Annotated in this window: 9 protein-coding genes; all 9 read left to right on the top strand. The window is 49.3% G+C overall.

Translation table 11 applies throughout. The features are described 5' to 3' along the window. Positions 1–46: 46 nt before the first annotated feature. The 9 genes from PsAD37_RS15080 to PsAD37_RS15120 all read left to right on the top strand — a co-directional run bounded on the left by PsAD37_RS15080 (position 47) and on the right by PsAD37_RS15120 (position 13,466). Positions 47–1,603 (top strand): alpha/beta hydrolase-fold protein, encoded by a 1,557-nt coding sequence (locus tag PsAD37_RS15080; RefSeq protein ID WP_208991895.1) that lies wholly within the window; start codon positions 47–49, stop codon positions 1,601–1,603. Positions 1,604–1,759: 156 nt separating this feature from the next. After that, positions 1,760–2,668: a siderophore ABC transporter substrate-binding protein gene (locus PsAD37_RS15085; protein ID WP_063296849.1), complete on the top strand. Its 909-nt coding sequence runs from the start codon at positions 1,760–1,762 to the stop codon at positions 2,666–2,668. Positions 2,669–2,727: 59 nt separating this feature from the next. After that, the gene (locus PsAD37_RS15090) at positions 2,728–3,681 is read left to right on the top strand and encodes an ABC transporter permease (RefSeq protein WP_063296850.1); all 954 of its coding nucleotides are present in this window, start codon (positions 2,728–2,730) and stop codon (positions 3,679–3,681) included. Continuing rightward, positions 3,656–4,615: an iron chelate uptake ABC transporter family permease subunit gene (locus PsAD37_RS15095; RefSeq protein ID WP_063296851.1), complete on the top strand. Its 960-nt coding sequence runs from the start codon at positions 3,656–3,658 to the stop codon at positions 4,613–4,615. The genes PsAD37_RS15090 and PsAD37_RS15095 overlap by 26 nt, the downstream gene beginning before the upstream one ends. Continuing rightward, positions 4,612–5,370 (top strand): ABC transporter ATP-binding protein, encoded by a 759-nt coding sequence (locus PsAD37_RS15100; RefSeq protein ID WP_063296852.1) that lies wholly within the window; start codon positions 4,612–4,614, stop codon positions 5,368–5,370. Before PsAD37_RS15095 ends, PsAD37_RS15100 begins: the two co-directional genes overlap by 4 nt. Positions 5,371–5,686: 316 nt before the next feature. Continuing rightward, a complete protein-coding gene (locus PsAD37_RS15105; RefSeq protein ID WP_063296853.1) occupies positions 5,687–7,720 on the top strand; it encodes a hypothetical protein in 2,034 nt (677 codons plus the stop codon). A 142-nt stretch (positions 7,721–7,862) separates the two neighbouring features. Then, positions 7,863–11,273 (top strand): multiheme c-type cytochrome, encoded by a 3,411-nt coding sequence (locus PsAD37_RS15110; protein ID WP_084407830.1) that lies wholly within the window; start codon positions 7,863–7,865, stop codon positions 11,271–11,273. Beyond that, on the top strand, positions 11,273–12,091 hold the full coding sequence (locus tag PsAD37_RS15115) for an FTR1 family protein (protein ID WP_063296854.1): 819 nt from the start codon (positions 11,273–11,275) through the stop codon (positions 12,089–12,091). The genes PsAD37_RS15110 and PsAD37_RS15115 overlap by 1 nt, the downstream gene beginning before the upstream one ends. Then, positions 12,075–13,466 carry an FAD-dependent oxidoreductase gene (locus PsAD37_RS15120; protein ID WP_063296855.1) on the top strand — a complete coding sequence of 464 codons (1,392 nt, stop codon included), beginning with the start codon at positions 12,075–12,077 and terminating at the stop codon, positions 13,464–13,466. The genes PsAD37_RS15115 and PsAD37_RS15120 overlap by 17 nt, the downstream gene beginning before the upstream one ends. Positions 13,467–13,590 lie beyond the last annotated feature (124 nt).

Genomic DNA, 13,590 nt, shown 5'->3' on the forward strand with positions numbered 1-13,590 from the left:
CACTATGTTTTCACTCAGGAAAACTCTAATTGGGTTGATTGTTTTTATGATGTCTCAAAGTGTATCGTCAGGGTTCACACTCGAACTTTCAAAAGCGGACACCCCGGCTGACGTACGTTTTCTTCAACAAGATCACGAGGAGGCCTTTGAGCTGCAAGCGAAACCAGGGGACTACGTCCAACTTGGTTGGCAAGTGGAATCGGGCCGCTTCAATCTGGACACTATCGACCGTTTGACGGGTGCTCATATCCGCAGATTTGTCTCTGCCAACACCGGACGTGCACCATTCCTGTTGGTCGCTGGTGATGCTCCAATAAGCCTCAAGGTATCCGCGATTGAAACTGGAAACTTCACACTCTCGGTCATCAACCAAGTTAGTATTGAACATCAAGAATCCCAACAAACTAAATACCTTAGCCCGCGTCTTTCTCGCCTTGCAGATCAACTAGGAGCAGGCAGTTCAACCGATACCTTCTGGACAGAGGTCGAGCAGAAAGGCACACCGTTGATCGAAGACAACGGGAATGGTGAAAGCATCCTGACATTCCTTGCAAGAGGTGCCAAAACCGGCGTCCGCCTTCTTGGTGCCCCAACAAGTAATCATGATGAACTTGAGCGACTTACAGGCAGTGATGTCTGGTTCAAGTCATTCATCGTTCCAAACACCACTCGTCTTTCCTATCAACTGGCTTTTGATGTGCCCGTGATTTCAGGCACATGGGTGGAGCGCCGCAGAGCAATTCTGGCAACTCTGGCAGCAGATCCGCTCAACAAACATCCTTGGCCTGCTGATGCAATCGATCCCTACAATCAGCACTCAACAGTTCTGCTACCAGAAGCAGCATCTCCCCGCTTCCTTGGTGATCAGGTAGTCGTAAAAAACCAGATCAAGCAGTATGAAATTGAGAGTAAAGCCCTTGGGAACAAACGCGATATCTGGCTATACCGTTCCGAAGGCTATGAAGCATCTAAAGCAACTGCTCCGCTGCTCATCATGTTTGATTCAGAACACTATAATGGCCGTGTCTCAGTTCCAGATATTTTGGATAACATGGTCGCAGACAGCGTAATTCCGCCAATAGCTGCCATTTTCATATCTCACATAGATTCTAAAACACGAACCGTTGAACTCCCCAACAACGCTCAGTTCGCTGCCTTTATCTCCAAAACACTACTGCCATTTGCGCAGGCAGAACTTGGCACATCCATAGCGCCAGAAAGAACCATCTTGGCAGGTTCCAGTTTTGGTGGACTTGCATCAAGCACCATCGCTCTGCGCTACCCGCAGCACTTTGGAAACGTACTTTCTATGTCTGGATCCTATTGGTACTCAGAGGACAATAACGAGAATTACGTCGCAAGCCTTGTTGCAAATGCCCCTCGCCAAGATGTCCGTTTTTTCCTCAGTGCGGGTCTCTTTGAGAAAAGTGCAGCCGGTCGAGGAGTTGGAATACTTTATTCCAACCAACATCTTAGAGATGTTCTGCTTGCTAAAGATTATCAGGTAAAGCTGGAAACCTACGCTGCGGGCCATGACTTATTCTCGTGGCAAACCATCCTCAGTGATGGTCTTATTCACCTGATTGGGAAGGGCGTTCCATGATGCATCCGGAACCCGTTTAGATGCAACTGCATAAATATCTGAGTGTAAACCTCAGGTATTGTTGGACTTCCTCTTTTTTTGATTTTAGATAGAAACAAAGCTCAACAGCCAGGCTCTTACGCCAAGCCATGAGACATCTATCCAACGGAGTTAGAAATGTTTCATCGCGTAACGAGATCAGTTGCCGCTTTCGCTTGCCTTGCTCTGGCAGCCTCTCCAGCCCTTTCAGAACAGGTCGAAATCAACACCGCAAATGGCAAAGCCAGCGTTGTTGTTGAGCCAAAGAATCTGGTCGTGTTTGATATCGGAGTAGTCGACAACCTGAATGCTCTGGGTGTCCAGCCGGCAGGCGTCGTCAACAAAATGTATGTCGACTATCTTGATGGTGTTCAGTCTGAGGCAGATGTCATCGGAACTCTGTTTGAGCCAGATTTCGAGGCAATCAATGTGCTTGAGCCTGAACTGATCATCGTTGGAGGCCGTTCCAGCAAACAGGCAAAGCCATTGTCTGAACTCGCGCCAACCATCGATATGACACCAAGTTCTTCAGAGGTTTCAGCAACGCTGCTCGCGCATCTGGAAGCCTACGGAAAGGTCTTTAATAAGCAAAAGGAAGCAGCGAAACTTACTAGTAATTACAACAGGTTGCTAGAACAAGTGAAAGCTTCAGTTAAAGACAAGGGCAAGGCGCTGTTTGTTCTTACCAATGGCCCCAAAGTCTCTGTATTCGGCCCGGGCTCACGGTTCGGCTGGTTCCATGATGAATTGAAAATTGAACCGGCAATGGCTGAGGTTGCCGTGGCGTCTCATGGAGAAGCGGTGTCTTTCGAGTATATTCAAAAGGCCAATCCTGACTGGCTTCTGGTGATGGATCGCGCAACAGCAATCGGCAGTGATGCTGAAAATGCCCGTCAGGTTCTGGACAATGAACTGGTAGCCAGCACGACTGCGTGGAAGAAGGGCCAGGTGATCTATCTTGATCCGGCTGCAACTTACATTGCCCAAGGTGGTTATCAGGCAACCACGCGCATCTTCAATCAGCTGATCGAAGCCTTCAATAAGTAATAGTTCTCGCCAAGAGCTGGGCGCGCGCTGCTCAGCTCTAGCCATTTCCTTGGTGTCCCATGAAAAACATCGGCGTTGCTATCGTCGCTCTGTTCGCACTTTCCTGCTTCAGCTTATTCGTTGGTGTCAAAGAGATCTCTATCTCTGACTGGTGGCAAACCCCTCAGAACATTGACCTCTTTTTTATCAGTAGAATCCCGCGCACATTGGCAGTTGTTTTGACAGGCGCATCCCTTGCTGTTTCAGGTGCTGTCATGCAAATGCTCGCCCGAAACAGCTTTGTGGAGCCTTCCAGCGTTGGCACAGCCCAAAGTGCAGCACTGGGCATTTTGCTTGTGACACTGCTTTATCCGGGTAGCCCATTGATTGTGAAGATGATTGTCGCGTCCATAACAGCGATGATCGGTATGGCTGTCTTCTTGGCTATGATCTCCAGATTGCCGGTAACATCTCCATTACTCGTACCGCTCGTTGGTTTGATCTTCAGCGGCATCGTGGAAGCCTTGACCATCTTCATCGCTTTTCAAACAGAAATGCTGCAGTTTCAGGGGACATGGATGAGCGGAGAGTTCTCCGGCATCTTACGCGGCCGCTATGAGCTCTTGTGGCTTTGCGGCGTACTGGCAATTCTCACATATGTTGTGGCTGATCAGTTCACCATCATTGGCATGGGCAAAGATGCCAGCATCAATCTGGGCCTCAATTACAAGCAAGTCGTGATTGTCGGCCTGTTTATCTTGGCACTTTCCACGTCATTGGTTGTTGTCACAATAGGCATGATCCCATTTGTGGGGCTGGTTGTACCAAACATTGCTCGCAAATTGATGGGTGACAACCTGCGGGCTAGCTTGCCGTGGGTCGCAGTGCTCGGCGCGCTTCTGGTGCTTGTATGCGATCTTATCGGGCGTCTGGTTCATTTCCCCTATGAGATACCCGTTGGTACGGTACTCGGCGTCATCGGGTCTTTCGTTTTCCTCTATCTGTTGTATGCGAGACCAGCTCATGCACGCTAAAAAGCTCATTATCCTGAGCGTTTTGCTGGCACTTGCTTGTATCGTTTTCATGACTCTTGGCGCCAAAGGCAGCTGGAGTTTCCTGCTTGTTTTCCGGGGAACAAAACTACTCGCACTTTTGCTGGTGTCAGTCTCAATTTCTGTTGCAACACTTCTGTTCCAAACCATCAGCGGGAACCGCATCTTAACACCCTCCATCATGGGTTTTGATGCTTTGTACTTACTGGTTCAAACGCTGCTGGTGTTTATGCTCGGAGGGTTCACCTACGTCGCTCTTGATGGACAAATCAAGTTTCTCGCAGAAGTAGGTGTTATGTTGCTTGCAGCCGTACTGCTCTTCTCAACGGTGATGGGAAAAGGCAGGCAGGACCTTCATCGTATGGTTCTGGTGGGTATCATTTTCGGGGTATTGTTTCGGAGTCTGACAGGGTTCCTGCAAAGGATTATCGATCCAAACGACTTCGCCATTTTGCAAGGTGCAAGTTTTGCTCAATTTTCCAGCGTAGACAAAGACCTGCTCGGCCTCAGCATCCTGCTCGTTTCAGTGTGTTGCCTTATCATTTGGCGGCTTAGATACAGCCTTGATGTCATTGCACTGGGACGCAGCAATGCGATCAATTTAGGCGTAAACTATGAGCGGGCAAGCTTCGCTGTTCTGGTCCTCGTCGCCACTCTGGTTTCTGTCTCAACAGCTCTGGTCGGTCCTGTCGCTTTCTTTGGCTTGTTGGTGACTAGTCTTGCCCATTTCATCATGAACACCCACCGTCACAGCATTTTGCTGCCGGCCTCTATCCTGATCGCTGCACTCATTCTCGTCAGCGGCCAAACGGTCTTTGAGCGCATTTTAAAAAGCCAGTCTACCCTGAGCGTTACCGTAGAATTCTTCGGCGGACTTCTCTTCCTGCTGCTTCTCTTTCGAGGAAAAATGAGATGATTGAAATTAATGGTGTTTCTCATAGTTATGGAAAGAGCAAAATCCTTCAAAACATCTCGCTTTCCATAAAAGAAAGCGGAATCACAGCCTTGATTGGGCCAAACGGGGCAGGGAAGTCCACGCTCTTGTCCCTCATGGCCCGCTTGCAGCCACTCCAGACAGGTTCCATCTCGTTTGATGGCCAATCAGTGTCTCAAACACCCACCAGAGAACTTGCAAAGACCCTTGCTATCTTAAGACAAGATAATGCACTCAGCAGTCGTATGTCTCTGCGGGATCTTGTTGGATTTGGCCGCTACCCGCACCACAAAGGTCGCCCCACAGCCAAAGATCATAAGGCGGTAGAGGAAGCGCTGGATTACTTTGATCTGCAAGATATGTCCGGTAGGTTCATTGATGAGGTATCCGGCGGCCAAAAACAACGAGCACTGGTCGCCATGGCATTTTGTCAGGAGACGAAATACCTCCTGCTGGATGAGCCGCTTAACAATCTCGATATGTACTATGCGCGCAGCCTCATGAAGCGTCTGCGCGAAATAGCCGACACCGGCAAACGCTCCTTTGTCATCGTCCTCCACGACATCAACTACGCGGGAGCCTACGCCAACGAAATCATCGCCCTAAAAGACGGCACCCTCGCCATCCACGGCACCCCACAAGATGTTCTGGAAACAAACGCCCTCCAAACGCTCTACTCGATGAAAATCACAGTCACCCAACACCAAGATCAACTCATAGCCCTGCATCATTTATAGGCAGCGCTCTTTGGGGCTTAACGAACTGTTTTGTCACTGGGAATGGTGAAATGCACAGTTGGCTGGGATATGTAATGTAGTCATAAGTCCATATAACATATTGATTTTTTGAATAATTATAAAACATGAATATTTAATTCATATTTGACTTTTGTCATTTGCGAAAGATGTTCTGTTTTCTATTTCTCGGATTGCAAATCATTCTCAATTGCGAGAGGGCGCTAGTTTTGCCCTGGTGATCCTATTGCATTGGAGAGGGATAGGGGAGGTTTGCTCATGTTGGGCTATCCCCTCAAAAGAGATTCCGAGTTTAAGCATGTTGAATAAAACGGCACTTCTATCATTCGTATCAGCAGTGGCAATCAGCTCTACAGCTCTTGCAGGTTCTACTGAAGTTAAAGTCGAGGTTTTAGACAAAATCTTTGATCCAGCGGGTGGTTTCCTGGCTTACACAGAGTTTGAGCTTTCTGGCGAACCTTTAGCGGAAGGTCTGGGGCTGGATCTTGATGTTCTGGACCCAAATCTCGTCAATCAGCCAACCGCTTTTGATTACGCAGCCGGCATTGAGAGTTATGAATACTCTGAGGAGGCTATGTATGCGGTCAATTATCAGTCTAAGATGGGCCCGCATATCGTAAACGGTCCACTAAACAACGCACGTGGCGGTTCACTTGAAAGCCTTGGTAAGCGCCTGATTGAACTGGCCGGATCTGTTGCCTTCCCAGTGGAAGAAATTCCGCTCAACATGTACCCGATCACCTTCCCATACATCTCAGCGCTTCCTGAATTTGGTCAGGAAATTGACAGTTCTGTCGTCTCCAGCGATGAGGCGGATATTCTGACCGCTCACGGAAAATCTAAAACAGTAAAAATCGATATTCCGGCGTACTTCCGCGATTATGCTTCGCTCTCCTGGAAAGAGGAAGGCATGGACAAGTCTTTCAATCCCGGAGCTGCGGCAGGCATCATGCTGAAGGATGTCATGTGGGCACAGGATTTCCTCGGCGGTATGCACACAATAGCAGAGGATCTGGAAGTTGAGGCTGAAAGTTCTGTCATGGATCAGGATGGCGTACACGCGCTCGGAGTATCCACGGCAGATGGCTTTAACGGCGTTATTCTAACTGAAATGCTCAATGACCGTATGATAACACTACGTGATCAGTTTGGTTATGACGGTAAGATGCTTGGCGCAAAGCTGACCGCGTCTTATGATCCAGCACAGGGCCCAATCTGGTTCCCGCGCAAGGTCGCTGTGACTGAAAAGACCGAGAACACCGTGAAAGCCATCGGGTCTTTGAAGGTCATCGACGGGGCATCCACTCTGCGTGACACATGGTTGATGCTATGGCCACTTTCAGAGATTTACGCATATAGCGACCAACGTACTGCAAACACAAATCAGAACCCGGCTTTTATCGCAGTGTTTGACGGTGCACCATTTGCTGCAGCTGCTGACCTAAACAAAGACAATGATCTGGTGAATGACATTGCTTCTGATGATGTCTTCTCCGCTGCAAGTGTTCTCACAAACGCTACTTTCAAAAACCTTGATGCGCTGCACTTCAACAAAGAAGCGGGCACTCTGGTTGATCGTTATGATGGCAAGCAGGGCTCCAAAGTTACCACTTATGATGCGGCATATGCTCTTCAGGCCCTGAACATTTTTCAGCGTTCTCAGGATGCACTGGCCGTTGGTTATGCCTCCGCTGATGCGGGCGAGAGCCTGGAAACTGCACGCGGCAAGCGGGCGCTCGAGCTGATTAACGCGCAGGCAGATTTTATTCTGAAGAATTTGATCTCTGAAAATGGCCTCGCAGTTGATGGGTTTGAGATTGGCAAGGGCGCGAGCACGGAGCAAAGCCTGGGTACGCAGTTCGCTGTTGTTCATGGGTTAACCTCGGCATTCCTTGCAACAAAGGATGAGAGCTACAAAGAAGCAGCACGTAAGCTGTTCCTGACCATTGAAGCGAAGATGTATGACAAGGCGATTGGCACATACGCTGCTGTGCCAGGCCAACCAGCTGAGCACACACCATACACCGCTGCTGCAATCAGTGCTGGACTGCGTAGTGCAATGCTTATTCTGCGCAACAGTGAAGGTGAGAATGAACCTCTATTGGATCTGGCAAGTCTGACGCAGCGATATGAAAGTTGGTTCCGCACTGTCATCAACGGTCGCAATGTGAACGAGGGCATGCAGCTTGCTGAATGGCTGGGAGACAGTGGTGAAAACGTTGTAGCTGGTAGTGAAGATCTGGACACGGATGCAGATGGTGTTCCGCAAATTGTGCAGGCTGGCACAGCTATGGTGATGGCCGGTAAGGTCAAAGTTTTTGCTGTAAAATAAGTAGTTTACCGCGATTTGAAACAGCCGGGGTGTAAAACATCCCGGCTTCTTCTGCCTGTTAACCTAAGTCAAATGCGAGGCATTCGCATTTAGCTATAGAGACAACAATCATAATAATCTGACGAAGAATCGATCTGCAGTCATGGATGATGCAAGCAAGAATAGCGTACCAGTCACTGGACCTAAGCCAGCACAACCCAGCGCAATAAAATTGTTCTGGAAGCGTCTCGGTTACAAGAGCAAACATGCTGAGTTTGTGCTTTACTTCCTCACTATCAGTGGGTTGATGCTGTGGGATGTTGTTGGCCTTCCTTGGCAGCTCATCCAACCTTCACTTGCCATGCATTTCATTGTCTCCCTTATCCTCTTTCCATTGTTCGTTCTTCCATTTTGGTTTTCTCATCGTGACCTGGTTAAGAAGAACGGACGCCCGTTTCTTCGTAGAACAGGCCAGATGATTGAGGTTGCCCTGGTACTGTTGGTTCTCAGTGGCATTTATCTCGCGTTTTTTGGCAATCGCGGCAACATGATGGGGCAGGTTGCATATTGGCTCCATCTGGTTCCAGCTCTGCCGGTTTCGTTATTGGTGTTTCACCATGCCAAGCGCTATTCGATGGTTAAGGCTGCAGCCTGGATCTTTCCGTTTCTTCTGGCGCTGGTCGCACTTATGGTGCCAGCCTATGCTGCCGTTGAAAGTGGCTCCCTTGTTCTCAATAGTGAGGGCACAAAACTCATCTCAGCAAACTTTGATGCAGGCAGTGTCACTGTTGTTGACCGCAGCTCTAACAAAGTGCTGCAAGAGATCAAGATCGGTGGTGAGCTACGCCGCATCGCGTTGGATGAAAAACAGCATGTTGCAGGTGTAACGGACTACACGGGTGACCGCGTGGTTTTCATTGATCTGAACACAAACAAAGTTCTCTCTGAGTTCAAGACTGACTATCGCCCGTTTGGCATCATCTATGACAAGATCAACAACCTGTTCTGGGCTTCATTGTTTGAAGCCCACAAGATCATTGCAATTGATCCGAGACAGGGCATTACTCAGGAAATCGACAGCGAAGAGACCCCGCGTGGTCTTGCTTTGCTCAGTGATGGTCGTCTGATCGTAACGCATGCCATGGTTGGCAAGGTCTCCATTTGGGATACCTCAGGGGCTAAGCTTACATTTCTGAAGACGATCAGTTTGGCTGAAACTCAGGACAACGACGAAGCTGTTTCGCAGGGTGTCCCGCGCATTCTGGATGATATTGCAGTAAGCCCAGATGAGAGCGAGGCCTGGTTGCCACACGTTCTTTGGAACTTTGATCATCCTTTCCAGTTTCAATCCACCGTGTTTCCGAGTGTCTCATTGTTGAGCCTTGAACAAGGGCAAGAGAAAGAAGTTGCTGAGCGCCGCAAGCACCTCTTCAAGCAAATCAATATTATCGATACCAACAATCGCACTCGCATTGTTTCAAACCCTCATGACGCTGAATTCTCTCAGGACAGTAAAAAGGTCTACGTGACATTGGCTGGCAGCGAAGATTTGATGATCTTTGATCTGACCCGCAGAACAGCCCTAACCAGCAAGAAGAAGCGCCGAGCGCGCCGCAAGGGCAAACTGAACCAAGGTGGAGCAAAGGTCATGCAGATCTTTCGCCACATTCCGGGCGATAACCCACGTGGGCTTGTCGTGTATGGCCAGGACATCTTTGTGCAAAACGCGATGACGCTTGATCTTGTAGCGCTGAAAAGAGGTGGGGACGGCCCGTTTGCGCGCGTCACTCTGAGTGAGCAAGCTCCAGTTCCACTGGTGCAGAGCGATCCGGTTGAGGCCAAGCTACGCAGAGGTAAGACCCTTTTCAACAGCGGCAACACAGATGATTCCAAACTAACGCCGACCACTGGTGACTTTTGGATGAGCTGTCAGAGTTGCCACGTGGATGGCTTCAACTTCACCAATGGCTATCTTTATCGATCTACACCAACCAAGAAGTTTGACCGCGCCACAATTGGCCACGACAATTTAAACAGTATGATCTCCGGTAACTTCATTGGTGACTACTTGCGCATCATGCAAAAGACGCAAGGTGGTATGGGCCATGACGACCGTGATGGAGCCTTGCAGATCAATCCGGATGAACCGTCAGAACCAGTCAAACGCGACATGGAGGCTCTGCAAGCTTTCATCACGTCACGTGGAAACTTACCGCTGAATGCAAGTTGGATACGCCTTGATGATGATCGGAAGATTCTACATGAGAAAGATTGGGTGAACTCAGCCGCCTGTGCGTCCTGCCATTCTGACATGTTTGAGCAATGGGCAGATTCAAACCACCGTCTGATGGGAGAATCTAACCCATACTTCATGGTCGTGAAATCCGTTGCAGAACAGACGGAAGGTAAGGACTTCGGCAAATGGTGCCTTGGCTGTCATGAGCCGCAAGAACAGTTCACCAAGCCAAAGACAGTTCCGCAAGACGGACATATGTTTGAGAAAGGCGGCGCCAGTCTCTTTGAAGCCCTTGAGAAGGGTGTACCGGATTCAGATGAAGGCACGGGCTGCTTATTCTGCCATCGTATCACTCGTATTGAAGCAGCCATGGGGCAGACAGCAGGTACCAACGCCAGCTTTACCGTCAATGTGAAAGATAGAGAAAAGTATATCTTTGAAGACAACGACAATGCACTGCTGCACTGGGTGGGTAACCGTCAGATCAACGCCAAGCCCGAAGTGCATGCCAAGTCGTACTCTCAGCCATTTTACAAGGATTCTGCTCTGTGTAGCACTTGCCATAATGAGGTGGCTCCAGGCACAGGTAGTGTCATCGTGAACACTTACGGTGAGTGGGAAAAATCCTCCTACAACAATCCAGCTGACCCCTCCAAGAACCGCACTTGTATCAGCTGTCACATGATGGCTGACGTGCAGAAAATCGGTGAGAATGTCCCGAGCATTTCTACAGATGGGGGCAAGGTGAAAGAGAATGTGGTGACACATCAGTTCACGGGTGCCAACCACCATCTTGTCGGCCTGCGCAATAAGAAGCTCTCAGACATGAGCATTGAGCTTTTGCGAACTGCTGCTGAATTGGAAAGCTACATTGACGAAAACGGGAAACTGATCGTTCGTGTCAAAAATGTTGGAGCAGGGCATGCCTTGCCAACCGGCGTTGCTGACTTCCGTCAGCTTTGGCTGGATGTGACCGTGAAAGACGCAAGTGGCAATGTTATTCTGGAAGATGGCAAGATGGATGATAAGGGCGTCGTACCAACCGATGCTCGTATGTTCCAGAAGGTCTTTGGCGACAAGGATGGCAAGCCTGTCGGCTTGCTCTTCTGGCGTTATGAAAAAATGTTGAAAGATACCAAGATCCCAGCGAATGGTTATCGGGGTGAAGCCTTTGCATTGCCAAAGGAAGCTACTTATCCGCTCAGCGTTGATGTGAAGATGATGTTCCGCATCTATCCGCAGTGGGTGACCGATGCAGTACGCCAATCCTACCCAGATCTACCAAATCCAGAAGCTGTTGTTATGGCTGAACTTACTCAAACACTGGAGCGGCCATAATGTTTGCCAGTTTTCTGATCACATTTCGCGAAGGGCTGGAAGCCTTTCTGCTGGTTGGCATCATCCTGTCTTACATGCACAAACTTGGCGTGCGGCATTTCAACAAATACGTCTATCTGGGTGTGGTGCTTGGGTTGATCGTATCATTGGCTTTGGCCTTCATTTTCCAGGTGGTGATTGATCAGTTTTCCAATGAACGCTATCAACATCTGCTGATGATCTTTATCCTGCTCTTTGCCACGTTGGTGCTGAGCTACATGGCGATCTGGATGCACAAACAAGCTAAGGCGCAGGTTGACCATGTCAAAAGGAAGCTGGAGTTCCACATCTCCTCAGGCAACCTGTGGGGCATGGTGTTTCTTGCCTTCATTGCGGTGCTGCGGGAAGGGTTTGAGACAGTGCTGTTTTTCTCTGCTCTCACGTATTCAGGGCAGGGCGTGACATTGGAGAACGGTCTGATTGGGGCAACTATTGGTCTTGTTGCATCCATCCTGCTGGTTTGGATCATGATGCGCGGCACCCGCGAAGTCCCGATTGCTCCATTCTTCAAATACACCAGCTTGTTGATCATTATCATCGCAGCCGGGTTGTTCTCGTCTGCCATCAATATGATGCAGGCAATTGATGTTGTTCCGATTTTGGTGGAGCAGATCTTCAACATCTCGTTTGTTCTGGATGAACAGGGCACCTTTGGCACTTTCATGCGGGCTCTGTTCGGATATAACGCGTCTCCAACGCTGATCCAATTTTCGAGTTGGGTGCTTTACCTTGGACTATTCCTGAGTTTCTGGAGCCGCGGCTATGCTCAAAAAGCCTGAACATGTTTTGGTGTTGGGGGCGGGGCCTGCTGGTCTGACAGCAGCAATCCGTTTGCTGGAAGCTGGTATTCAGGTCACCGTGCTTGAAAAGGCTTCCAAAGAAGGTGGCCAAAGCGGCACAACAACGTTTGAAGGGCGCCATGGTACCTATCGCTTTGACTACGGTGGCCACCGCTTCATCACTCACAACGCGCAACTGCTAAAACTGGTCGAAGAGCTGGTGGGGGATGACCTGCTGACCAGCCAACGCAAGAGCGTCATTCGCTTTCAGGATCGTACCTACGATTATCCATTAGCAATGGGCAACATCCTGAAAACGGCACCAGCCTCATTATTGGTTGGTGCGATAAAAGACTTGGCACTTCTGCCGTTCGGTATGCCCAAGGACGATAACTTCGCAACATGGATCACCAGCCGGTTCGGTAAGACACTCTACAAAAACTTCTTTGAAGGGTACACAGGTAAACTCTGGGGTATTGATCCGGTCGACCTGTCCGCAGACTGGGCTGGCCAGCGCATAAGTCTGTTGGACTTGAAAGATGTTGCCAAACGACTTTTGCCAATTGGGAACGACACCCCTCGCACCTATGCGAGAAGCTATCGCTACCCTAAGCATGGAATTGGTGCCATTTTTGAGCGCATGGCCCAAAAGGTTGAAGCGCTTGGCGGTGAGATTATCTTTGACGCACCTGTCGACGGCTTTGACTACGCAGCAAATAAAATTAGTGCCGTGAAAGCAAGGGGCTCTTCCTACCCAGCAGATGCTGTGCTCTCCACGCTCTCTTTGCCTTACATGGTTAACATGACAGGTGGAGAGAGTGCATTAGCGTTCAGAGGATTGCGGTTCTTTAATATGCCGCTTGATATGGACAATCTCTCGGACTGCACATGGCAATATCTATCTGATCCAGACATCATGGCGACACGCTTGCAGGAGCCCAAACGACGCTCATCGTTCATGGCTCCAAAGGGGCATACCTCTGCTATGCTGGAGATCCCATGCGATCCAGGAAGCAAGCTGTGGGAGATGGACAACGAGCAGATGTTTCTCAAAGCCTGTGATGTTTTGAACAAGCTTGGTATAGACAGCTCAACAGCGACAGGTGAGTACTTCTCAACTTACCAGCGGCAAGCCTATCCGTTGATGACAGTGGGCTATGAGAAGAACCGTGCAAACGCAATTGCCCACCTCAATCAGTTTAAAAATCTGATCCAGTGTGGGCGGCAAGGTACCTTCCGCTACATCTTCACAGACACCTCAATGGAGATGGGGCAGATGGCTGCTGATGCGCTGATTAGCGAAAAGGATCATCGCTCTACCATCTATGAACATCGTAGTGAAAGAACCGTTATAGAAACGGAAAGTGTGGCTTAGAGCGTGCTGCGCCAGATCTGATTCAGGTTTCTCATTTTAACTTTTTGTGATTCAATGTTGCCATCCTTGTTTTTGGAGGGCACATGGGCAAGCCATATCCGATAGAATTACGTGAACGGGTTGT

This window comes from Pseudovibrio sp. Ad37, from assembly GCF_001623075.1.
Taxonomy (GTDB): Bacteria; Pseudomonadota; Alphaproteobacteria; order Rhizobiales; family Stappiaceae; genus Pseudovibrio.